Below are 22,166 nucleotides of genomic sequence, written 5' to 3' on the forward strand. Positions count from 1 at the left end.
TGGTCACTCCTTGAACTCGACTTGTACGTCATAGCCCGATAATGAGTACATTTGCTGCAGAGTCTTTTCCGCATTCTCTCTTGCCTGGATGAGGACCCCTTGCTCAGTCGCCTCCTCAATGATCATCTTCTGTGCATCTTCGGCAAGCTCATAGCCTTCTTGGATGTCCGGCCGCTCGCGGAAGAGGCCTTCCTGGGAATACACTTCCGCTTCATCAAAGCGGATCACCGGCTCACCAAGGAACGTTGGTTCCGGTACGGTGAGCGTGACCGTCTTGGCATTCTCATCAATTGTAATATCCTCCTCCCTCACATTGCCAAAGTCGATGCCCGCCTTGATGGAACCCGGTATGATCACGAGGAGGTTGCGCTTCGTCCCCGGAATATCAATTCCGATACTCTTGCCAAATAGTTCATTATCCGTACGTTCGACGATGACTTTTGTAAAGGCCTCCGCTGTCGCAAGTTCGCTCAGCTCCTGCACGCTTTGGACGACTGCCCCCTTCTGTTCGGTGAATGTGCTGCCGCCCGTCAGCATACGCAGCGCAACCACCGGGAGGATGACCGCAAGCAGGAGAAGCGGAATTGCAATCCACAAAAATCCCTTTAACGCCCGGCCACGGCGTTTTCCGCCGCTTCTCCCCCCCGACGTGTCCCATACTTCCTCGACCGTGACCGCACTTTCTTCTTCGGCCCGGCCCTTTTTCCCATTTCGTCCAGCCATGTACTCTCTCCCTCCTCCCGCCAATCGGGTGAATCTCTCATTCTTCTACAATACCCGATGTCACCCGGTTCACGCACGCACCGCGCGGCGAAAAGCTTTATAACTGCACCCCCTTAAGGCGAAATTAATTTTTCGTAAGATGTGCTATTTATTTGTTACAATAAGAACATTCAAATTAACCAACCAAAAAGGAGTCCTCGGATATGACACTGAAAAAGACACTTACAATTGCAGGATCCGATACATCGGGCGGCGCAGGAATCCAGGCTGACCTGAAAACTTTCCAGGAGCACGGCACATACGGCATGACTGCGCTCACTGTCGTTGCGACAATGGACCCGGACAATAACTGGAGCCACGGCGTATATACGCTTCCCAACGACGTTCTGAAAGCCCAGCTGAAGACGGCTCTTTCCGTAGGCATCGATGCGGTGAAGACCGGCATGCTAAGCACCGAAGACGTCATCCGAACAGCAGGCGAAGGGATCCGCGGAACCGGTACCGACCATGTTGTCATCGACCCGGTCATGGTGTGCAAGGGCGAAGACGAAGTGCTGAACCCGGGCACCGTTGACGCAATGATCGAATTCCTTCTTCCGCTTGCGGAAGTCGTCACGCCGAACCTGTTCGAAGCCGGCCAGCTTTCCGGCCTCGGCAAGCTGACCACCATTGAGGACATGAAAAAAGCCGCGGAGAAAATCCACGACCTCGGATCGAAACATGTCGTCATCAAAGGCGGCAAGCAGCTTCAGCACGACAAGGCTGCTGACCTTTACTATGATGGCTCCAGATTCCTCCTTCTTGAATCCGAAAAGCAGGACACCATCTACACACACGGCGCCGGCTGCACATTCGCGGCTGCCATCACTGCAAACCTTGCGAACGGCCTCGGCGTGGAAGAAGCCGTCGTCGAAGCGAAAAAGTTCGTCGCTGCTGCGATCGCCCACGGCTGGAAGCTGAACCAGTACGTCGGTCCGGTCCTCCACGGCGCAAAAAACCAGCACGGTCCGGCTGAGGTCACCGTGACAGAAATCTGATTTTAGCCGATCGGCCGGGAATCCCCGGCCGTTTTTTAGTGGGTTAAGCAGGGAAAGCACAACCCTGCTTCCCAGCGGAGCACCCCTTTCGCATTCCCGGCTGATGTTCTTTATACTGAATACGATATAGGTACTGGAGGAGGCCTGAAATATGGAAAAAGTAAACCGCGAAGAACTTCAGCGCCTCATCGATTCGTTCGCCGGCAAAGAGCTCTACATCCATCTGGAAACGACGAACGGGTCGTATGCGGCCCATTTCAACGAAGGATTTTTCAACGCCGGCGCCTTCATCAGAAATGCCCAGATCCGTTTTGAGCTGGGAAAGGTCGCCGGCGAATCCCCGCACCGCGTCGGGCTGAAATTGCCCTACGGCTGGGTGTATGCACAGGGCATCACCCACTATGAACTTGATGAACACGGACGGCTTCTCATGGCCGGTCTCGACGGCAGCGGAAAACTCGCCGTTGCTCTTGAACTGAGCGAGACGCCGTTCGCATACTAAGGAGGGAAACGATATGGCTGTTACGATCGAAAAAGAACGCAGTGTCCTCGTCGTCTTCCCTCACCCGGACGACGAGGCGTTCGGCACATCCGGGACGCTCTCCAAATATGTGGACATGGGTGTGCCGGTCACATACGCTTGCCTGACACTCGGCGAGATGGGCCGCAATCTCGGCATTCCACCATTTGCCACCAGAGAGACGCTTCCGGAAGTCCGCAAAAAGGAGCTCCAGGCTGCTGCGGACGCCATCGGAATCAAGGATCTGCGCATGATGGGTTTCCGGGACAAGACGGTCGAATTCGAGGACGATGAAAAAATGGTGCAGCTGATCAGCGGCTTCATCGACGAACTGGACCCCTCGCTCATCATTTCTTTTTATCCGGGATACTCGGTTCACCCTGACCATGAAGCAACCGCACGCGCAGTTGTCCGGGCGGTGCGCAGGCTGCCTGATGAAAAGCGGCCGAAGCTCTACCTCGTCGCGTTCGCGAACGATACGGAAGAAGGCCTGGGGCAGCATGACGTCGAACACGAAGTGGCAGATATGCTCGACAGAAAGATCAAGACACTGAAAGCCCATTCTTCACAGACAGGCTACATGATGAAAGACCTCGAGGCGGCGCTAGCCGCCGGAGAAGCCGAAGCAATTGAACGTTTCTCCAAGGAACGCTTCTATTACTATCGCTGGCATGAAGATTTTGAAGATTCCTTTTGACGGTATACCCCCTCCCTGCTATTGTTGGGAGGGGGATTTTTTGTGCCGGAATTGGCTGAATTCACTTTCATTCGCAAGGGGATTTACTTATTCAACACAGTGAATTATTATGTAAAAAAGTGAATGTCAAAACCGGTAAATTTAATATTGGGGGATAATAAAAAATGCAGAAAACTAGCGCATCGACCTGGGCATGGTTCCTGATTCCGTCGATCATCGGGGTCATGCTGTTCATGGTTCCAGTCAAATATAACGGTGACTGGATCATTCCGATTGCCATACTTGCCAATTGGCTTGCAGGTATCGTCACTCCAGTTATCCTATGGGTTGCCGTCGCGGTTCTTGTCACCGCTGCACTCGGCTCTCTCATCATGCTGTTTACACCCAAAAAAGACGCGTCCGAACGCGGATTCTGGCATAATCTGTTCGGTGTCTCGCTCTTCTGGACAATCACCCGCATCGTCGGAGCCGTATTCGCGGTCATGACCGCATTCAAGCTGGGGCCGGAGGCGATCTGGAGCGATGGCACAGGCGGCCTCCTTCTGGATCCTGCCGAAGGGCTTGTCACGTTCCTTTTCACAATCTTCATTTTTGCAGGACTGCTGCTCCCGCTTCTCATGAACTTTGGACTTCTCGAGTTTTTCGGCACCATGATGGTGAAAATCATGCGCCCGCTTTTCAAGCTGCCGGGCCGTTCATCGATTGACGCGCTGGCTTCCTGGGTCGGAGACGGTACAATCGGTGTTCTTCTCACTGACAAACAGTACCAGGAGGGGCACTATACGAAAAGAGAGTCCGCAATCATCGCCACGACGTTCTCCGTCGTATCGATCACCTTCTCTATTGTCATCATCGGTACAGTCGGCCTGTCCGAATACTTCCTTCCGTTTTACGGCACAGTCATCCTGACCGGACTCATCCTCGCATTCATCATGCCTCGCATTTATCCGCTTTCCCGCAAAAAGCAGGAATATGCTGATGGGCGGCCGTTCACGGGCGAAGAGGAGAAAGTGCCGCCAGGTTATAACTCCTTCACCCATGGCATCGAACACGCCCTGGCAAAGGCGCATGCCAACCGGGATATCGGCAAGTCGGTCAAGGATGGCCTGAAAAACGTAATTGATATGTGGATTGGCGTCATCCCTGTCGTCATGGCATTCGGGACGCTGGCATTGATCATAGCCGAATACACCAGCTTCTTCCAGGTTGTCGGAAAACCGTTCGAGCCTTACCTGGCACTTCTGCAGATTCCGGAAGCGGCAAAGGCCGCTCCGCTCATGATCGTCGGGTTTGCGGACATGTTCCTGCCATCAATCCTGGCCGCCGGTACAGTGACTTCCGAAGTGACCCTTTTCACTGTGGCCGTCATCTCCGTCGTCCAGCTGATCTATATGTCCGAAGTCGGGGGTCTGATCCTCGGCTCCAAGATTCCGGTCAACTTCTTCGAATTGCTTGTCATTTTCCTGCTTCGGACGGTGATCGCCCTGCCGATGGTGGCACTGATCGCGCATATGCTTTTTTGAATGAGAATATGAAACCGCCCTTCCTAAGGAAGCGGCGGTTTTTTGATACTGTGATTCAGCTGTCGTGATGTTTTAACTGCAGTGCAAATGCCAGGTAACGAAATGATATGCAAAAGTACGATGCCGTCCGAAAATCCCAATAGCCGGTCAGTCCCGTTCCAGCCGGTAAGCATTCATTCGGTGAAGCTGCTCAAATCCTGCTGCTTTATAAAGGCCGATAGCCGTCAAGTTCTCCGCTCCCACAGTGAGACGCACTTCTTTGATCTCCTCATGGCGGAACAGTTCGCCCAGCCCCGCCCGAAGAAGTTTCGTGGCAAGTCCCTGCCGTCTGTGATTTTCTCCGACTGCGAGAAACTCGATGCTCCCCTCTCCGTGGAGCGTGTCGGCCTCAGTGTAAACATATCCCTTCACACCTGTTTCCCCTTCCGGAATGACCAGGAGCCGGTGGTGATCATCCATCAGGTCGTGAATCTCCTCTGCAGACAGATAGGTTTCCGGGAATGCCCGGTCATGGAGGACACTGAATGCCTCCAAATGCCGGTCCTCAGCAGGGATTGCCGGTTGGTTACCGCCGGGCACTGCTCCTGTCTGTGCCCTAAGGATCAGATGCTGCCCGGAATGCACCCCGCCAAGCCGTTCGGCCATTGCTGAGGCATCAGTATTATCCTCATTCACGAAGAACAGGAATGTCCTGACGCTATCCAAGCCTTGTACTGCACCACTCCATAGCGGCATCGCCACTTCTTTGTAAGGCAGATGATCACTGACAAACGGTCCCCATACTTCCGCGATTCCATCATCACTGTCAATGTCAAATCCGATTGCCCCTACGATGCTTCCCTCATTTTCAGCCATAAAAAACGACTGTCCGAATCCCGAATCGGAAAAATCATTTTCCAGCGTATGACGGATTTCCTTTTCCTCTTCTCCACAGAAACCGATATGGTTCGTACGGTGGCTGTTCAGTGCCGCGATGAACTTTGCCGCCTCCCCGGCATCCCGTGCCGGCCTTACCCGAATGTCCATGATTTACGCCCCCTTTTCCCCTACTCTACACATTGTGGGCAAGGCATTCATCCCCCAATCACAGAAAAGCCGCCGGATACCCGGCGGCTCATTTCACTTGGACTTTATTTTATCGTTCAGCTTCTCAATCATGTCGGCAGTCATCGATTCGAGGTCATACTTGGCTTCGAATCCCCATTCCGCGACTGCAGCGGACGGGTCAATCGCGTCCGGCCAGCTCTCGGCGATTGCCTGGCGGACCGGGTCAACATTGTAGGTTAGATGGAAATCAGGTATGTGCTTTTGGATCGCCTTCTCGAAATCTGCCGGCTCGACGCTCATCGCTGTCACGTTGAACGCGTTGCGGTGGATCAGTTTCGAAGGATCCGCCTCCATCAGGTCGATGATGGACTGCAGGGCGTCCGGCATGTACATCATATCCATATAAGTTCCTTCAGCGATGAACGAGGCATACTTGCCCTGTTCGATCGCCTTATAGTAGATGTCGACGGCATAATCGGTTGTTCCTCCACCGGGAGGAGTTACATACGAAATGAGCCCCGGGAACCGGACGCCGCGGGTGTCGACGCCAAATTTCTCAAAATAGTAGTCGCAGAGCAATTCTCCGGATACTTTGTTGACGCCATACATCGTCGTCGGGCGCTGGATCGTATCCTGCGGCGTGTTGTTTTTCGGTGTGCTCGGGCCGAATGCACCGATCGAGCTTGGTGTGAAGAACTGAAGGTCCAGTTCACGCGCGGTCTCAAGGGCGTTGACGAGTCCGCCCATATTCAAGTTCCAGGCGAACAGCGGATTTTTTTCGGCTGTTGCAGACAGGAGAGCGGCCATATGGATGATCGTATCGGCGCCGAACGATTGGGCAAGCTCATGCATGCGGCTGCCATCCGTTACGTCCAGTTGCTCGAACGGCCCGTCAAGTGCAGGACCGGACTCCGGCATCCGGATATCCGTAGCGAGAACCTGATCCGTCCCGTACAGACTCCTCAGTCTTTCCGTCAGTTCGGAGCCGATCTGCCCCAGCGCCCCGGTCACGATGATCTTCTTCATTTCCGTCACTCCCATTCATCCATTTGTATTTACAGTGTGGACATTCTATTAATATAAAACATTGATTTCACTGCAATTCGATGTTCACTATTATAATTTGTATTCACTGTAAGTACAACCACGGATTACTTTCCCTGAAAGCTCCGTATTGATATAATAGTCAAAAAATAGAGGAAGTGCGTTTTTGATTGCTGTCGTCCAATTTCTGATGCTGCTGGCCATCCTGGTGCTGGCTGCACTGCTGCTGATCTGGCTCGGTGCACCGTTCTGGCTGACGGTGCTCGTACTCGCCGCCCTGTACATGACACTGACCACCGTACCGACGCTGATGCTATCGTACAAATCAAAGAACCTGCGGGCGATCGACCGGTTTCTGCTTCGGAATTCCCGCAAGCCGATCTACAAATACGCCTATTCTGTGGCCCACGGGACTGATGAGGAAATCCGGGCAGCTCTCAGGGAGATCATGGATCGGTACAAGCAGCCGGACATCCATCACGTGTACGGCGCTTTGTACGCCGTGACGGAAAAGGATGGTGATGGTGTCCTGTCCCATGCGAAGAAGATCGGCAGCGAGCCGATGCAGTCGTATTATGACGCGTACGGCCATGCTCTTAACGGGAAATATGAGTTGGCTGAAGAAGCCCTTTCGCGCATCCCGGAAGGCCATACATGGATGAAGCACGCCATACGGGCGGTCATGGCGAACCGCAAAGGCGACCGTGATGCGTTCCGCAAAGAAGTTGACGCCGCGAAGGCAGACGCCGGGGGCATCCAGTATTACCTACTGCACCACAATTTCAGGAAGATGGAGGAACCGGCTGCTCATTAAAAAACATACAGGAGGAGATTGCCATGCTGCTTGTCGAGAACACAGCCGTTGAACTGAAGGACGGTCGCCGCGGGCTGATTGTGGACGTTCGGGACAATGGGGAATCCATCCAGTATGACGTTGAGATGGGAGACGGGGAGATTGTCACTGTCTTTGCCGAAGAAGTAAACCGTCCGGTCTGATCCGGATACGGAAAAACCGCCAGGACACCGGGTGATGCCGGTATCCTGGCGGTTTTCATATTCGTCTGATATGCTGCCTGCCGCTCCGCTCAAAACTCTCCAGTTCACCCCTCGCCTCCAAGTCAAGCTTGACGGCGGTGATATACCATGTTGTTTTGCCGTCAAAATGAGAGAGTCGCTTCGGAGCGCGTTCGGTGAGATCCATGAATGTGATTTCTCCGGAAGCTTCCACCTCATCCAGGATGACTTTGCGGATGGCATCGTAACGGCGCTTCAGGATTTTCGCGCCCTGCTTTCCTTCAGGATGAAGCAGCTGAATCTGTTCTTCGTCCCGCTTGTTCAAGGAATCCCTCCTCAGCTGATGACGCCCAGTTCCTTGCCGACTTTCTCATAGACGGCGAGTGCTTCGTCAAGCATCTCTTTGGTATGGGCAGCCGTCGGCATGTTACGGACACGGCCGGTTCCTTTCGGGACAGTCGGGAAGACGATTGACTTCGCATAGACGCCCTCTTCCATCAGACGCTTGGAGAACTGCTGGGTCAGCTTTTCTTCGCCGATGATGCACGGCGTGATCGGCGTATCGGAGTGGCCGATGTCAAAGCCAAGCTTCTTCAGGCCGGCTTTCAGGTAGTCGCCGTTCTCCCACAGCTTGTCCACGAGCTCGTCGGACGCAAGCAGTTTGTCAACCGCGCCGATAACTGCCGCGACGTCTCCCGGTGTCATTGCAGTCGAGAACAGGAACGGGCGGGAGCGGACTTTCAGCCAGTCGATCAGCTGCTGCTTTCCGGCCACATATCCGCCGACGACACCGATTGCCTTGGAGAGTGTGCCGATCTGGAAGTCGATTTCCTTTTCCAGTCCGAAGTGCTTGACGGTGCCCTTGCCGCCGCCCATGACGCCGGATCCGTGCGCGTCATCCACATAAGTGATGAGGTCGAATTCCTTTGCAATCTGGACAGCATCCGGCAGATTGGCGACATCGCCGTCCATCGAGAACACGCCGTCCGTGATATACATGACTTTGTTGTATTGGCCGGACTCTGTCGCTTCCTTGGCCTTTTTGCGGAGATCGTCCATGTCCTGGTGGTTGACGCGGATGATTTTCGCCCGGGACAGTCGGCACCCGTCGATGATGGAGGCATGGTTCAGCTCATCGGAGAGGATGGCATCGTTTTTGTCCATCACCGCAGAGATGGCCGCCATATTGCAGTTAAAACCGGACTGATAGGCAATGGCCGCTTCGGTCCCCTTGAACTCGGCAAGCTTTTCCTCCAGTCTTACATGGATATCGAGCGTACCATTGATGGTCCGGACGGCGCCGGCGCCGACGCCGTATTTGTCGATGGCGTCCTTTGCCAGCTTTTTCAGGCCATCGTCTGTTGCCAGTCCAAGGTAGTTGTTTGAGCTCAGGTTGACAAGGTCCTGTCCGCCAACCTTGATCCTCGGCCCGTTCGGTCCTTCAACCGGGTCGATTTCATTATAGAGCCCTGCACCTCGCAGCTCATGCAGGTTTTCTTCGAGAAATTGGTCCAAAATTTTCGCCAAAGGAATCTTCCTTTCCGACACGTGATTGACTTCATTTTAACACAGCAGCCTCAGCTGAACAGCTTCAGGCCGGCCGCTCCCGTAATGATGAACGAGATGAACAGGAGCCGCTGCCATCCGGCCGGCTCCCTGAAAAACAGGATGCCCATCAGCACGGCCCCCGCAGCTCCCAAGCCTGTCCAGATGGCATAGGCTGTTCCCATCGGAATCTCCTGCATGGCGAGAGACAGAAGGACGAATCCGAGACCGAAAGACAGGACGAGCGGGATGAGCCGCCACCATTTCTTGTCGTTCAGATAGAGATTGATAAATATGACACCGAAAATCTCCCCGAAGCTGGCGAGTGCAAGGAATACCCAAGCCATCACGGCTCACTCCTTTCCGGTTCCTTCTTGCCTTCACCGTCTGTCAGCTTGATGCCGACCACGCCGGCAAGGATCAGGGCGATGAAAAACAGCTTGACGATTGAAAATGGCTCGCCGAAAACGATCATATCCACAAGGACAATCGCAGCTGCCCCTGAACCGGTGAATACTGCATATACCGTACCGGAAGGAAGCTTCTCACATGCCTTGATGATGAAATAAAAGCTGAAGATGATGGCAATTGCCGTCCCGGTCCATTCGAGGGCGCTGTCAGAGTATGATAGACCGACCACCCAGAACACCTCGACGACGGCAGCGAAGAACACATATAGCCATGCCACCGGCCGTCACCTCTTTCTATACTGCTATTGTTTTCACTTTAACAGAATGGAGGCCTCACACATAACAAAACCGCCCGGAGATCTTCCCCCGGGCGGCCCTTTATAATTGTTCCCTGATACTATCGATTTTCTTTTCCCACTGCTCCTGGTCGATGGCACTGTCCATCCTCGCCCGGATGGCGTGGATGTCGCGCACATGGGCGTTCATATAGGCTCTGGCGTCCAGCATGGCTTCCCGGTAAACCGCCTCGATCTCCGCGGCCTTTCCTTCCAGCTCCTCGTCGTCACGGCACATCCCGAGCATATCGACAATCTCATCACCTTCGCGTTCAGGACCGTATTCGTGCGGCTTGGTCGCATCGAACACGCAGACCGACAGTTCAGGGAGCACGATCAGGTCAACGCTTCCGGGATCTAGTGCGCACCATCCATAGATGACATCAAGGCCGCGGGCCTCCGCCTGCTTGCCGAGCTTTTTCATCATCGTTGACTTGCCCGTGCCCGGATGGGCCTTGATCAGGAGCCGTCGCTTCAGGCCTTTCGTAACCGAGTTGAAAAAGTCCTGCGCCCCTTCCGCGGTGAGCGTGCCGATGTACCGGTTGACGACAGCCGATTCCTTATTGAGCGACAGGTCGCCGAACAGTGACTCCCCAAGACTGGACGACAGTTTGTCCGCAAGCGCCCAGGACATCCTTGCCCGGTTCACTTCTTCCCACCTGTCATGCAGTTCCTTCGCACGCCGGAGAGATGCGAATGTTTTTCCCAGTGCCTCTTCTGCCCGAACCGCCGTCTCTCGGATAAAGCCATGCTGAAGACGCAGCCGGTCTTCGTCGTACCCCTCGTAGAAGGTCACCACACGGTGTGCCCCTCCGAGATGCAGCGGCTCGAGCGAAACGGGGTGGGAGGCCTGGACGAAAAGAATTCCCGGCTTTACTACATGGACGGCATCCAGTCCGTCAGGCGTAAGCGGATCATGGAAAAGCTCCACATCCCACCCCCGCTTCACATAATGCTGTGCGATTTCCCTCAGCAGCACGGACAGGGCCCCTGTCGGCGGCGCCTTCAGAAGGAATGCCTTTGACGCTTCTGAAAGCAGCTCCCTGTAGCTATGCCGAATTCCCTCTGATGTATAAGCCGTACTCATATAGGATGTGATGGTCCCGTTCAAGCGATCACCCTTTCCTCTTGACGGGACAGTATATGCATGCGGGACACGAAAAAGCACGGAAGGGATATTCCCTGCCGTGCCTTTCACCTTTATCCTGCGGTCGCTTCCTTCCTTGCTCCCGACAGACGTTCAAGCAGGTCCCTGAAATAAGGAAGGGTGAACTGCAACAATTGTCCGAAGAACAGAGCAATAATAACCGTCCCGATGCCGATCGGCCCGCCGATCAGCCAGCCGGCCAGTGCAACGGTGGCTTCCAGCACGGTCCGGACAGTCTTCACGCTCCACCCCGTCTTTTCCATCAGAACAAGCATAAGCGTATCCCTTGGTCCCGCACCGATACCGGGCGACACATACATCCCAAGCCCGATTGCCTGCACCGTGATGCCTGCCAGGAACACCGACGTCTGTCCGGCAAGAGAATGGACATCCGGCAGAATCCAATTGAAGAAGTCAATGAACGTTCCGATCAGGAGCATGTTGATCCATGTCCCGATCTGAGGCATCCTGCGCAGATAGATGGACGTCGAGACAATGATAAAGAACCCCGTCAGGATCGACCATGTACCGATTGTCAGTCCAAGCTGCAGGAACAGGCCGACATGAAGAACATCCCATGGGCTGATTCCAAGCATGGCCCCTTTGATCGTCAATGTGATTCCGAGGGCCAAAAGCAGCTGGCCAACCAAAAAGAATGTCCATCTTAAAGCCTGAACGTGTTGCATGCAGGCACCTCCCCGTCTATTCACGTTTATGGTCATTTGCGGAGCGGTGCAAAGACCGCATTGGCGGCCATCGCGAGCGCATCCGGCTCTAGTTTCATCTGGAGCCCGCGCTTGCCTGCGCTGACAATCATCCTCCCGAGTGCCTGTGCGGATTCATCGATGAATGTAGGGAAGTCCTTTTTCATGCCCACCGGCGAACATCCTCCCCGCACATATCCCGTGACGTCGGTCAGGTCACGCAGATGGAGCATTTCGATCTTTTTCTCCCCTGCCGCCTTTGCCGCCTTTTTCAGGTCCAATTCTTCGGCGACCGGAATGATAAACACGAAGTACTTTCCCGTCCCGGCAGTAGCGACAAGTGTCTTGTAGACGGTCTCTTCCGCCTGGCCGGTCTTTTCCGCGACCGAAACGCCGTCAAGCTGGCCATCATCCGTATCATATTCGATCAATTCATATTCGGCCTTTTGACGGTCCAGGATGCGGACGGCATTCGTTTTCTGGACTTTGTCCTTTTTTCCCAAACCGGACACCTCCGTCAGTCTTGGTCGCCGAGCAGCTTTTTCAGCTGATCGGCCAGCGCCGTGTTCACCGGCTCTTCATCCTGCTTTTTCATGTACTTCTGAACGTCGCGCTTGGACACTTTTCCCTTGTTCGTCTTCGCCTTGCGCTTCTCGAATGCGGAAAGCTTCTCACGGTATCCGCAGCGGCAGGTGAAGATCCGCCCTTCTCCCTCACCCCGCAGTTCAAGCTTTTTGTGGCAGTTCGGGCAGCGGGCGTTCGTCAGCTGGGAAACTTTCTGGCGATGGCCGCATTCGCGATCCTGGCAGACGAGCATCTTGCCGCGCTTGCCGTTCACCTCGAGCATCGGCTTGCCGCAGTCCGGGCACATCTTGCCGGTGACGTTATCATGCTTGAATTTTTTTTCGGAAGCTTTGACTTCCGAGACGGCCTGCTTGGCGAACCTAGTCATTTCCTTCATGAAGTCTTTCTTCGAGAGGCGGCCTTTTGCAATCTCGGTGAGCTTCTGCTCCCATTCGCCGGTAAGCGCAGGGGACTTGAGGTCTTCCGGGACGAGTTCCAGCAGTTGGCGGCCCTTGGACGTCGTAAAGATGTCATGGCCTTTCTTTTCGATGACGAACGAGTTGAACAGTTTATCGATGATGTCTGCACGTGTCGCGACCGTTCCGAGTCCGCCCGTCTCACCAAGCGTCCGGATCAATTCCTTGGATTCGCCTGCCATGAACTGTGCCGGGTTTTCCATCGCGGCGAGGAGCGTCCCCTCGTTGAAACGCGCCGGCGGCTTTGTCTGTCCTTCCGTCATCGAGAACGCGCGGATGCCGAGCGTCTCTCCTTTTTCAAACGGAGGAAGTGTCTTGTCGTCTTCCTCCTCGGCATCAAGGCCGTAGACGGCGCGCCAGCCTTCGTCGGTGATTGTCCTGCCCTTTGCGTGGAATCGTTCGCCGCCCGCCCCGAGGACCGCGGTGACCGCTTCGTACTTGTACGGGCCAGAGAAGACGGCGATGAACCGCTTCACGATCAGGTCGAATAGCCTCTTCTCGCTGTCTGACATGCGCTCCAGGATCGCCGGTTCTTCTGTCGGGATGATGGCGTGGTGGTCACTGACCTTTGCATCGTCGATGACCCCTTTCTGCGGCTTCGGGCTGCCCTTTTTCAGGATGGCCGCGATGTCCTTCCGGTATGGGGCGAGGCGCACGGCCTCCAGCCGGTCCTTCAGAGTAGACGCCATGTCGGATGTGAGGTGCTTGGAGTCGGTCCGCGGATACGTGACCGCCTTGTGGGACTCATACAGCCCCTGCAGGATATTCAGCGTTTCCTTCGCCGACCAGCCAAAGCGCTTATGCGCTTCTTTCTGCAGCTCGGTCAGATCAAACAGCGGCGGTGCCGGCTGGCTTTTCGGCGTGCGCTTCACTTCCTCGATGGCGCCTTCACGAATGTTCTCCAGCTTGCCGAGGAGCGCCTCCGCTTCCCCTTTGTCGAACGTGCGACCGTCTCCTGACTTGGCAGTCCACTTGAATCTGCCGGAATCGGTGAGCGCTTCGATCCCGTAGAACGACTTAGGACGGAACTCGCGGATCTGCCGCTCCCGTTCCGCGATCATCGCGAGCGTCGGCGTCTGCACACGGCCCGTCGACAGCTGGGCATTGTGCTTGACGGTCAGTGCCCGCGTGGCGTTGATGCCCACGACCCAGTCCGCTTCCGCCCGTGCTTCCGCCGCCTCGAACAGATTTTCATATTCGCGCCCGTCCTTCAGGTTGCGGAAACCGTCTTTGATTGCCTTGTCGGTGACGGACGAGATCCAGAGCCGCTTGACCGGCTTGTTTGCCTTCGCCTTTTCCAGGATCCACCGTGCCACCAGTTCCCCTTCCCGGCCTGCGTCGGTCGCGATGATGACTTCCCGGATGTCTCCGCGTCTTAGCAGCGCCTTTACGGCATTGAACTGCTTGGTTGTCTGCCGGATCGGCACGAGCTTGAACGGCTCGGGCAAGATCGGCAGGTCTTCCATCTTCCAGTCCTTGTACTTCGGATCATATTGCTCCGGATCGGCCTGTGTCACGAGATGGCCGAGGGCCCACGTGACGACGTAGTCCTTCCCTTCCAGTGCGCCGTTCCGTTTATCGTTGCATCCGAGCACGCGGGCAAGATCCCGCGCGACGGACGGTTTTTCTGCCAATACCAATGATTTGGACAATGTGCGTCCACTCCTCTCATACGTACTGATTATACAAGACCGGCAAAGGGATTTCATCGCTCTTGGCTAGCCGAAGGATGGATTCGAGGGTGTCAGGGAACCTGTAAGTCCGGGTTTGGGGGCTTAGTCCGGGTTTCGTGCTGTAAGTCCGAATTTCGTTCTCCAAGTCCGAGTCCCGACCGCTAAGTCCGAACTCCATCCGCCAAGTCCGCTTTCTGAAGGCCGGAAACTCAGCCGGACAAAAAGAAAAGCCGGGAGCAAGCTTGCTCCCGGCTCTGATTTTTATTTAAGTGCCGAGTCTGGTGCGGGACCCGGGAGCGGCGGTTTTCCGCCATTGCCGTCCCCGCCAGCCGGATCGTTGCCGTTCAGCCGATGTTCGATCTGCTCCTTGGTCGCGGATACCCTGCCTTCCGTCTTGACCTCAAGCTTCTCCTTCACCTTCTCGACCGTCTTGTCCGGCGGGCTCAGGGATACCACAAGGTCCCCCGGTTCGGCTGCAAGTTCTGCACCCGGTGAGTAGAAGTCGACCCTGCCGTCCTTTCTCAGAATATAGAGAAGGACCGGACTCTCATCCCGCTCGCGGAGGTATTGGGTGTACTTGTAGCGTTCCGTGATCGGGGTCTTCCGGATCACATGGCCGTTTCTGATTCGTGAATCCAGCACGCCCACCGGGACCGCCGGTTCAAAGAGGAACCTGCCCGGCGAGCGGACGAGCCGCACGCTGTCCACCCCGTAGCGTTTCGGATCTCCTTTCAGGCCGGACCGATAGACGTAAGACGGGCCGAAGTCATGAACGAAGTCGCTGCAGATATGGGCATTGTACATGTCCATATGCGTCATCGACAGCAAGTTCTGGTAAGGCGCCAGGTCATATCTGTAATCGACCTGTTCGGACAGGATGTCACCCGAAAGCACTTTGATGCCTGCCTTGCGGGCCTCAAACACATCATTCCAGGCATCAGTCATAATGGCGACCGGTTTTCCATCTTCTTTGATTGAGGCGGCAAGCTTCGCGATGAACGGCCCTCCGCCGACAATCAGTGCACCCGAGTTATCCGCCGCAACAAGGTTCAGTTTCTTGGCGAGGGGCCCGAGCGTGAAGCCATGCACAACAACCGTTCCAAATACGAGTGCGAACGTCAGAGCCGTCAGAAGCTCTGCGTCCTCATAGCCCTGTTCAAGCAGGATCGAGGCAAAATAGCCGGAAACCGTGAGCGCGACAATGCCGCGCGGCGCAATCCATCCGACGAGCGTGCGCTCCTGCCTGGTCAGATCTGTGCCGATTGTCGACAGCCAGATCGACAGCGGCCGGACAACGAACAGCGTCGCAAGGACAAAAGCGATGATCCGCGGTTCGAAGATGGCGCGCAGCGTATCCACCGAAAGTGACGCCGTCAGCATCACGAAAATGGCGGAAACGAGCAGAACCGTGATGTTTTCCTTGAAATGCCGGATGTCCTCAATGGAAGACAGATGCATATTCGCCATTGCGACCCCCATCACGGTGACCGCGAGCAGTCCGGTCTCATGCATGATCTCATCAGACACGACAAAGACCAGCAGAACGGCCGCAAACAGCACCGGGGACTTCAGGAACTCCGGCACTTTATCTGCCTCAAACATCTTCCCAAGCGCCCATGCGACGAACCAGCCGAGCACGCCTGCAAAAGCCGAGGCTGCAAAGAAGATCAGGATGCCTGTGCCGGACAGGTCCCCTTTCAGGAAACGGATGATCTCGAATGCAAACAGCGCAAGCAGCGCGCCGAACGGATCAACAATGATTCCTTCCCACTTTAGAATGGCCCCGACACGAGGCTTTAGCTTAGCCTGGCGCAGGAGAGGCAGGATGACCGTCGGACCAGTGACAATAAACAGCCCCCCGATGACGAATGCCACTTCCCAGCTCAGGCCGGCGATATAGTGTGCGGTAAGCGAGCCAAAGATCCATGCAAGGAATGCACCGAGTGTCACAATCCGGCCGACCGGACGGAAAAATCCGCGGATTTCCCGCACGTCAAGATTCAGGCTCCCCTCAAACAGGATGATGGCCACCGCAATCGAGATGAGCGGCGCAAACAGGTCCCCTAACTGTTGCTCAGGATTCAGCAGACCTAGCAGCGGTCCGAGCAAAAGGCCCGCAATGGACATGACGACAATAGCGGGCAGCCGGAGCCGCCAGGCCAGCCACTGTGATCCGATTCCGATCGCTGCAATCGCCATAAAGGAGAACAGAAACGAATCGAACATGGGAAATCCCCCCTTTTTGTTCCTCAAAAATAATACCCAGTGTACCATATCCCGCCGAGACTTCCAGCCGGAACTCTCATATTCCGGAGGCCGGTCCCATATGTTGGACAGGAACCGATATTGCAGCCAGAAAGGGTGAAGGCCTTGACCGGAAAACCGAAAAAGAAAGCGGTCTTTTACTGCACGGCAATCGACATCCCCTCCGCCTACCGGACACGGCGCGCGTTGCGCATCGCGCAGTCGCTTACCGATATTGAAGTGATCTTCCTTTCGGAGCGCCCGCTCTCCCACGTTGAGGAGGCGGGCTTCCGGGTTGTCCGGATCCGCGGAAAAGACGGACTCAGGAGAGCCGCCGCCGAACTGCGCCCGGATATCCTCCTCCGGGACGGACGCTCCGAACCTGGAGAAATTGATGCGCTCAGGGAAGTCATTCCCGCAATCATCCATTTTGATGACAACGGGGAAGGCGGAACTGCGGCCGACCTTGTCTTCCGGACGTTCGGAGGCGAGACAAGGGGGCCCGTCCCGACCAATGTCGTCACGGGCCAGGCGGGATTCATCGCGGACCCGAGCCTAATCCGGCACCGGCACATCGGGCTCGGCAAACGTCCGCCCGGCGATCTGCCCCATATTGTCGTCACCCACGGCCCTTCCGACCCGGCCAACCTCTCACACCGGACACTCCGGCATCTGACTCAGCTCCACATTCCGCTGAAGATTACCGTGCTTCTGGGGGAAGCTTACTCCCATCCGGACGATCCGCTCACAATGATGGCACTCGGCCGCCGGAACGTGACAGTCCGGAAGATGCCATATGACTACGGCAAGGAACTTGCCTCCGCCGATATTGTGATCTGTTCGTCTGGATACATCCCTTATGATGTCGCTTTCCTGAGCATCCCTTGCATCGTCCTTGCACAAAATGAAGAAGAATTGGGACATGCGCTGCCAAATGAGGAAAATGGATTCATCCCGCTCGGACTCGGGCGTAAAGTCAAACAGTCGATGCTGCTGAATGCGGTGATGGAGCTTCTCCTGCATGAGCAGCGGAGAAAACGCGCGGTGGAGAGACAGGCGGCACTCAATGTCGAGGATGGTCTTGGCATGGTGAGCGAAGCTGTTCACTACTACTTGGAGTACCCGCCACGCAGACAGGCCGGAAGACACTGATCCCCTCCGGCGGGACAAGGACGCACCCTCACATGCAAGGATACGCCAGCCGCATGGTTATGGTACAATGTCCGCGACAAGGAGGCGTTCACGATGGACAAACGTTCCCTCGAAGCGGAAATCGCGGAACTGAAAATGGATTACATCAGCCTGCAGGGCGACATCGAGAAACTGGAGTCAACCGGCCACGAGGCACAGGTCCAAAAAGCGGAACAGCGGCTTGCGGACATGGAAGCCCGCCTGTCGGAACTGAACCGGCAGCTGGATGAGCTTGAGTAAGCATACGAAGCCGGCCTCCGCACCATTGAACAGGTGCGGAGGCCGGCTTTCATTTTCGTATCAGTAAGTGGTGAGTTTTAATAGTTTCTGCAGGCCGTAGACGACCCGCTGCGCCTGGGAGAAACCGTTCAGCTTTTCCTCAGCGTCCAGCGTATAAAGGGCATCTTCATTGTCCCAGAGCCGGTTGAAATAAGTATCCAGCTCATCTGCAAGCGGGCTGTCCGCAGGTGCCTTAATGCGCAGATTGGCCTCGAGGTTGTAATCATCCAGGGCACGCTCCGTCATATTGGCTGCGCCGCTCGAGATGTACGCCTCCTCCCCGTCCTTCACATAAACCAGCTTGGTATGGTACTGCCCGATGACTGCATTGTAGAAGCGGATCTCGATGCGGCCGTCCGAGTCCTCAATCAGCTCTTCCGCGACCGGCATGTTCGGCAGGCCGGTCTTCTTGTTTCCGAAAGCATTCTCGTTCGGATCCAGGATGATACGAACCCGCGCGCCCCGTTCAGCCGCTTCGACAAGCGCCGAGATTACATCACGTTTAGCGAGATAGAACATGCCGAGCCATACCTCGTCCCCTTCATCTGCTTTTCCGATGTCTTCAAGCAGGTGATCAAGGATTCGCCTCTCCGTTACGTACTGCACGCCGTATTGCCCGTCCGGGTTTTCCTCCGTCTCCGTCCTCGGAAACTTTTCCGGACCGCCGGAATAGCGAGATACCGCTTCCTCAGCTGTGAGCACATCGTTGATTACTGGACCGTCCGTCTTAAATGCGACATTCCCGTGCCATCCGCTCGCATCATGCGGGTTGCCGGAGCTCACAAGGACTCCTTCTTCCGTGGCGATTACTTTCCGGTGATTCGCCTTGACATTGAGCAGCTTCAGGTAGGAACGGACCGTCAATTCCGGAGCTTCCTCGGCCATCGGGTTCGGCAGCCATCCCTCACCTTCCTCTCCCCACCACTGGAAGAGGATCCGGTAGACGCCTGAATAGATGGGTGTGGAGTCCCTGAGCGGGTCAAGAGCAGTCACCACGACCTCGACGCCAGCTTGCTCAAGACGCCTGAATTCCTCGGATTCATACGAACCGTACCCGTTGTTGACGGGGTCTGTGATGAGGATGACCGGCATGTCGGGGTTCTCTTTTTTCTTCCTGGCCAGCCGGTCGGTCAGCGTGCGGGCAATCTCCGGAAAGTCTTCTTTTTCATCGTAGTAGCTGTTATAGAGGAAAAAGTCTGCCACGACGAATTCCTCCGCCCGATCGATCATCGAAAACACTTCGTCAAAAATCTGCAGTTCGTGGACCATACCATCCTTTGACCGGTCCTGCGAGTAGGTCAGGTCAGTGAGCATTTCCACATTGTCTGTCCGGTAAAGCGTCCCGTCATGGGAAATGCCCTCCGGGAGCGGCTTATATGTATGATAGAGAACGATTCCGATATAGATGAGAACGAACAGGCAGGCGATGATCGTCAGCACTCTGCGCCTCATGCTCCATTCCCTGATTTTCTTCTTTTCCATGCGTGTCCCCCCTCTGGTCCCCCTTCCATTCCCCTTTCCTATCAGAGGGAAAACGCCGGATGAAAAAAACTAGTTCCAAGCGGGAACTGTGCCGCAAAAAAATAAAAAAGCGGACCGGGCAACTTTCTGCCTGGTCCGCCGTCCTTATGAATATCTTATCCGGCTGTAACATAGCCTTCGGCCTGCTCATCGAGAAGCATCATTTCCTTCAGGCGCTGCTTCGCGCGGAAGAGGCGGGATTTGACGGTCCCGATTGATACTTTCATGAGCTCGGCGATTTCATTGAGCGAATATTGGTTGACGTAGAAATAAAGTACGGTCTTGCGGTAGATGCCGTCCAGTTCATCAAGCTTCGACTGGACGATGGCACGGATGTCCTCGCGCTCCAGCAGGTCGTCCGCAGTCGGCTCCACACATGGCACAAGGTCAAGGATCGGCACGTCGAGCGTTTCCGGCTGCTCCATGACATGCTGGCTCCGGCGGACCGTCTTACGGTAGCGGTCACGGAACGTGTTCATGCAAATCGTCGTGAGCCATGCCTTGACGTGGTCGACGCCCTCGAGCGATTTCTCGTTGCGGACGACTTTTAGCCAGACGTCCTGCATGAGGTCTTCCGCCTCGTCCTTGTTCCGAGTGAGTTTCAGGCACAGATGATAGATAAAGCGTTCATATTCTTCGTAGATGGTTTCGATGTTACGACCGGCCATGGCCGATCCCTCCCGTTCGTACTGTTCTTTGTTGACCTTATTGTCCTATAGAGAAACCTTGCCCTCCATCGGATTCTCTTTCAGGTCCATTACAAAGATGTAAGAAACGGAGAAAGGTTGAACATTCAATGCCCTTTTACTGAATATACTTCGGGTTTTCGCTGCGGGCCTTCGCTTACCGCGGGCGTTGCCTTAGCCGGCGCCAGTACGGAGATTGGCGTCTGTGCGCAACGCAAAGCGTTGTGCAACATCCTCGGGGTCTTCGGCTAACGCTTTTCCCGCAGGTGTCTCAGGCCCTCCGCTTCAATCCGACTATAGTATGCTAAACCCCGGTACTCTTGCTAAAGCAGAATAAAAAAACATTTACCTAAAAGCCAAAAAAACGCTTCCCTGGAAGGAAGCGCACGACGCAGGTTTAGGCCTGCGTTTTTTTGCTGTTTTCTTCTCATTCTTCTTCTGATGTTGCCGCTTGTTCCGCTTCTTCATGTTCCCGCTTGGTGATCAGCATCCGGGTGATGCGATTGCGGTCCATCTCCTCGATGATGACATCCAGGTTGCCATAGGTGAACTGATCTCCCGGCACCGGTACATGACCAAGCTGCTGGAGTACAAATCCGCCGACTGTCTCATGCTCGTCAGGCATTTCGGAGCGGAAGGATTCCTTCAGGTCATCCATCTCCAGACGTCCCGAACACTCCAGGCGGGTATCCGTCATTTCATAGACGAGCACCTCGTCTTCCTGGTCGGTTTCGTCCTCGATGTCCTGGCCGATCATCTCTTCGATGATATCTTCGTGCGTGACAATGCCGAGTGTGCCGCCGTATTCGTCCAGGACGATCGCGATATGCTTCTTTTTCGCGAGCATCATCTTAAATACCCGTTCGACACTGAGCGATTCGACGACAAACAGCGGTTCACGGTCCATGTAATCCTCAATTGTTGAATCAGTGGCCATCGACCATTCAATCAGCTGTTTGGAATAGAACACACCAACGATGGTATCCATGTTGTCCTCATACACCGGATAACGCGTGTACCAATGTTCCAGAATCGTATCCCGGACATATTCATAGGTGGCATCAAGAGGCACACCGACGATTTCCGTCCGGTGGGCCGACATCACGTCGGACACATCTTTTTCGGGAAAGTCCATGACGCCTTTTAGGCGGATGGATTCCTCTTCCTCAAAAGTCCCTTCCGTAGAAGCGATATCCACCATCGACCGGAGATCTTCCTTCGTCAGCGTCGCTTCCGTCACCGTACCCCGCGAAATAATGCGGATAAAGATATTTGTGAACAGAGACAGCAGGTACGTGAGCGGAGAGAGAATGATGACCAGAAATCGGATGATCGGAAAGACTAAATAAGCGACCCTCTCAGAGAAAGTTGCAGCGATTGTCTTCGGCAGCACTTCGCCAAAGATGATGAGGGTAATCGTCAGGATCGTCGTCGCCAGCCCGACCTGCCAGCCCTTGTCGATCGCAATCGCCGTAAGGAGAGTCGGCATGAGGATGTTCACAATATTATTCCCGATCAGGATCGATGTGATCATCCTGTCAGGCTTGCTGATGAGTTTCAGCAGTTTCTCAGATTTTCTGTCTCCCTGGTCAGCCCGGAGCTGCACCTTCATCCTGTTCGTGGCGGTCAGCGCCGTTTCACTGCCCGAGAAGAAGAAGGACAGGAAGAGCAGGATTCCCAAGACGATAAACAAAAGCCATTCCCCCTGAGTTTACACGGAATTCAAACACCTTATTGCCCATCATACCATAAACTATTCCCCCGATACTCCGATTTGAATCCGCTT

The 22,166-nt window shown here is 55.1% G+C and carries 23 protein-coding genes; 8 read left to right on the forward strand and 15 right to left on the reverse strand.

Annotation, left to right across the window (positions count from 1 at the left end; translation table 11 throughout):
- Positions 1 to 3 precede the first annotated feature (3 nt).
- Entirely contained in the window at positions 4 to 723 is a 720-nt protein-coding gene (locus tag AV656_RS06440) for a DUF4230 domain-containing protein (protein ID WP_063180011.1), read from the reverse strand.
- Between the two features lie 203 nt (positions 724 to 926).
- Between AV656_RS06440 and thiD the strand changes: the two genes are divergently transcribed.
- The 4 genes from thiD to AV656_RS06460 all read left to right on the forward strand — a co-directional run bounded on the left by thiD (position 927) and on the right by AV656_RS06460 (position 4,500).
- Positions 927 to 1,760, forward strand: coding sequence for a bifunctional hydroxymethylpyrimidine kinase/phosphomethylpyrimidine kinase (gene thiD / locus AV656_RS06445; RefSeq protein ID WP_063180013.1), 834 nt, complete (start codon positions 927 to 929; stop codon positions 1,758 to 1,760).
- A gap of 151 nt (positions 1,761 to 1,911) precedes the next feature.
- On the forward strand, positions 1,912 to 2,262 hold the full coding sequence (locus tag AV656_RS06450) for a YojF family protein (protein WP_063180015.1): 351 nt from the start codon (positions 1,912 to 1,914) through the stop codon (positions 2,260 to 2,262).
- Positions 2,263 to 2,275: 13 nt separating this feature from the next.
- Positions 2,276 to 2,977: a bacillithiol biosynthesis deacetylase BshB2 gene (gene bshB2 / locus AV656_RS06455; RefSeq protein WP_063180017.1), complete on the forward strand. Its 702-nt coding sequence runs from the start codon at positions 2,276 to 2,278 to the stop codon at positions 2,975 to 2,977.
- A 164-nt stretch (positions 2,978 to 3,141) separates the two neighbouring features.
- Positions 3,142 to 4,500, forward strand: a complete 1,359-nt coding sequence (locus tag AV656_RS06460) for a YjiH family protein (RefSeq protein ID WP_063180019.1) — start codon at positions 3,142 to 3,144, stop codon at positions 4,498 to 4,500.
- A gap of 147 nt (positions 4,501 to 4,647) precedes the next feature.
- Here AV656_RS06460 and AV656_RS06465 read toward each other — a convergent pair whose 3' ends face one another.
- Positions 4,648 to 5,526, reverse strand: coding sequence for a GNAT family N-acetyltransferase (locus tag AV656_RS06465; protein WP_063180021.1), 879 nt, complete (start codon positions 5,524 to 5,526; stop codon positions 4,648 to 4,650).
- Between the two features lie 93 nt (positions 5,527 to 5,619).
- A complete protein-coding gene (locus tag AV656_RS06470) occupies positions 5,620 to 6,573 on the reverse strand; it encodes an L-threonine 3-dehydrogenase (protein WP_063180023.1) in 954 nt (317 codons plus the stop codon).
- Positions 6,574 to 6,757: 184 nt separating this feature from the next.
- Between AV656_RS06470 and AV656_RS06475 the strand changes: the two genes are divergently transcribed.
- Both AV656_RS06475 and AV656_RS16310 read left to right on the forward strand, forming a co-directional pair.
- A complete protein-coding gene (locus tag AV656_RS06475) occupies positions 6,758 to 7,405 on the forward strand; it encodes a hypothetical protein (RefSeq protein ID WP_063180025.1) in 648 nt (215 codons plus the stop codon).
- A 23-nt stretch (positions 7,406 to 7,428) separates the two neighbouring features.
- Positions 7,429 to 7,587, forward strand: coding sequence for a hypothetical protein (locus AV656_RS16310; RefSeq protein ID WP_156484805.1), 159 nt, complete (start codon positions 7,429 to 7,431; stop codon positions 7,585 to 7,587).
- A gap of 55 nt (positions 7,588 to 7,642) precedes the next feature.
- Here the strand turns inward: AV656_RS16310 and AV656_RS06480 are convergent, their stop codons facing one another.
- The 9 genes from AV656_RS06480 to AV656_RS06525 form a co-directional block, all read right to left on the reverse strand.
- Positions 7,643 to 7,930: a DUF6958 family protein gene (locus AV656_RS06480; RefSeq protein ID WP_063180027.1), complete on the reverse strand. Its 288-nt coding sequence runs from the start codon at positions 7,928 to 7,930 to the stop codon at positions 7,643 to 7,645.
- A gap of 11 nt (positions 7,931 to 7,941) precedes the next feature.
- Entirely contained in the window at positions 7,942 to 9,132 is a 1,191-nt protein-coding gene (locus AV656_RS06485; protein WP_063180029.1) for a glycine C-acetyltransferase, read from the reverse strand.
- Between the two features lie 50 nt (positions 9,133 to 9,182).
- Positions 9,183 to 9,497, reverse strand: a complete 315-nt coding sequence (locus tag AV656_RS06490) for a DMT family transporter (RefSeq protein ID WP_063180031.1) — start codon at positions 9,495 to 9,497, stop codon at positions 9,183 to 9,185.
- Positions 9,497 to 9,838 carry a DMT family transporter gene (locus AV656_RS06495; RefSeq protein WP_063180033.1) on the reverse strand — a complete coding sequence of 114 codons (342 nt, stop codon included), beginning with the start codon at positions 9,836 to 9,838 and terminating at the stop codon, positions 9,497 to 9,499. The genes AV656_RS06490 and AV656_RS06495 overlap by 1 nt, the downstream gene beginning before the upstream one ends.
- A gap of 100 nt (positions 9,839 to 9,938) precedes the next feature.
- On the reverse strand, positions 9,939 to 11,006 hold the full coding sequence (locus AV656_RS06500; protein ID WP_063181291.1) for a hypothetical protein: 1,068 nt from the start codon (positions 11,004 to 11,006) through the stop codon (positions 9,939 to 9,941).
- An 89-nt stretch (positions 11,007 to 11,095) separates the two neighbouring features.
- Entirely contained in the window at positions 11,096 to 11,728 is a 633-nt protein-coding gene (locus AV656_RS06505; protein WP_063180035.1) for a YczE/YyaS/YitT family protein, read from the reverse strand.
- Between the two features lie 32 nt (positions 11,729 to 11,760).
- Positions 11,761 to 12,249, reverse strand: coding sequence for a Cys-tRNA(Pro) deacylase (gene ybaK / locus AV656_RS06510; protein WP_063180037.1), 489 nt, complete (start codon positions 12,247 to 12,249; stop codon positions 11,761 to 11,763).
- A 14-nt stretch (positions 12,250 to 12,263) separates the two neighbouring features.
- Complete coding sequence (locus AV656_RS06515) at positions 12,264 to 14,438, reverse strand: DNA topoisomerase III (RefSeq protein ID WP_063180039.1); 2,175 nt, start codon at positions 14,436 to 14,438, stop codon at positions 12,264 to 12,266.
- A gap of 282 nt (positions 14,439 to 14,720) precedes the next feature.
- Positions 14,721 to 16,685, reverse strand: coding sequence for a cation:proton antiporter (locus tag AV656_RS06525; RefSeq protein WP_063180042.1), 1,965 nt, complete (start codon positions 16,683 to 16,685; stop codon positions 14,721 to 14,723).
- Between the two features lie 144 nt (positions 16,686 to 16,829).
- Between AV656_RS06525 and AV656_RS06530 the strand changes: the two genes are divergently transcribed.
- Positions 16,830 to 17,855 carry a hypothetical protein gene (locus AV656_RS06530; RefSeq protein WP_063180043.1) on the forward strand — a complete coding sequence of 342 codons (1,026 nt, stop codon included), beginning with the start codon at positions 16,830 to 16,832 and terminating at the stop codon, positions 17,853 to 17,855.
- A 93-nt stretch (positions 17,856 to 17,948) separates the two neighbouring features.
- Complete coding sequence (locus AV656_RS06535; RefSeq protein ID WP_063180044.1) at positions 17,949 to 18,134, forward strand: SE1832 family protein; 186 nt, start codon at positions 17,949 to 17,951, stop codon at positions 18,132 to 18,134.
- Positions 18,135 to 18,194: 60 nt separating this feature from the next.
- Here the strand turns inward: AV656_RS06535 and AV656_RS06540 are convergent, their stop codons facing one another.
- The 3 genes from AV656_RS06540 to AV656_RS06550 form a co-directional block, all read right to left on the reverse strand.
- Positions 18,195 to 19,655 carry a phospholipase D family protein gene (locus tag AV656_RS06540; protein WP_063180045.1) on the reverse strand — a complete coding sequence of 487 codons (1,461 nt, stop codon included), beginning with the start codon at positions 19,653 to 19,655 and terminating at the stop codon, positions 18,195 to 18,197.
- A gap of 155 nt (positions 19,656 to 19,810) precedes the next feature.
- Complete coding sequence (locus AV656_RS06545; RefSeq protein ID WP_063180047.1) at positions 19,811 to 20,362, reverse strand: RNA polymerase sigma factor; 552 nt, start codon at positions 20,360 to 20,362, stop codon at positions 19,811 to 19,813.
- A gap of 445 nt (positions 20,363 to 20,807) precedes the next feature.
- A complete protein-coding gene (locus tag AV656_RS06550) occupies positions 20,808 to 22,073 on the reverse strand; it encodes a hemolysin family protein (protein ID WP_063180049.1) in 1,266 nt (421 codons plus the stop codon).
- Positions 22,074 to 22,166: the final 93 nt, after the last annotated feature.

Source organism: Bhargavaea cecembensis (assembly GCF_001619585.1).
Classification (GTDB): domain Bacteria; phylum Bacillota; class Bacilli; order Bacillales_A; family Planococcaceae; genus Bhargavaea; species Bhargavaea cecembensis_A.

Excerpts from the sequence above, each read along its gene's own strand:
- AV656_RS06440 (WP_063180011.1), bottom strand. The coding sequence starts at position 723 with ATGGCTGGACGAAATGGGAAAAAGGGCCGGGCCGAAGAAGAAAGTGCG.
- thiD (WP_063180013.1), top strand. The coding sequence starts at position 927 with ATGACACTGAAAAAGACACTTACAATTGCAGGATCCGATACATCGGGC.
- AV656_RS06450 (WP_063180015.1), top strand. The coding sequence starts at position 1,912 with ATGGAAAAAGTAAACCGCGAAGAACTTCAGCGCCTCATCGATTCGTTC.
- bshB2 (WP_063180017.1), top strand. The coding sequence starts at position 2,276 with ATGGCTGTTACGATCGAAAAAGAACGCAGTGTCCTCGTCGTCTTCCCT.
- AV656_RS06460 (WP_063180019.1), top strand. The coding sequence starts at position 3,142 with ATGCAGAAAACTAGCGCATCGACCTGGGCATGGTTCCTGATTCCGTCG.
- AV656_RS06465 (WP_063180021.1), bottom strand. The coding sequence starts at position 5,526 with ATGGACATTCGGGTAAGGCCGGCACGGGATGCCGGGGAGGCGGCAAAG.
- AV656_RS06470 (WP_063180023.1), bottom strand. The coding sequence starts at position 6,573 with ATGAAGAAGATCATCGTGACCGGGGCGCTGGGGCAGATCGGCTCCGAA.
- AV656_RS16310 (WP_156484805.1), top strand. The coding sequence starts at position 7,429 with ATGCTGCTTGTCGAGAACACAGCCGTTGAACTGAAGGACGGTCGCCGC.
- AV656_RS06490 (WP_063180031.1), bottom strand. The coding sequence starts at position 9,497 with ATGGCTTGGGTATTCCTTGCACTCGCCAGCTTCGGGGAGATTTTCGGT.
- AV656_RS06505 (WP_063180035.1), bottom strand. The coding sequence starts at position 11,728 with ATGCAACACGTTCAGGCTTTAAGATGGACATTCTTTTTGGTTGGCCAG.
- AV656_RS06525 (WP_063180042.1), bottom strand. The coding sequence starts at position 16,685 with ATGTTCGATTCGTTTCTGTTCTCCTTTATGGCGATTGCAGCGATCGGA.
- AV656_RS06535 (WP_063180044.1), top strand. The coding sequence starts at position 17,949 with ATGGACAAACGTTCCCTCGAAGCGGAAATCGCGGAACTGAAAATGGAT.
- AV656_RS06540 (WP_063180045.1), bottom strand. The coding sequence starts at position 19,655 with ATGGAAAAGAAGAAAATCAGGGAATGGAGCATGAGGCGCAGAGTGCTG.
- AV656_RS06545 (WP_063180047.1), bottom strand. The coding sequence starts at position 20,362 with ATGGCCGGTCGTAACATCGAAACCATCTACGAAGAATATGAACGCTTT.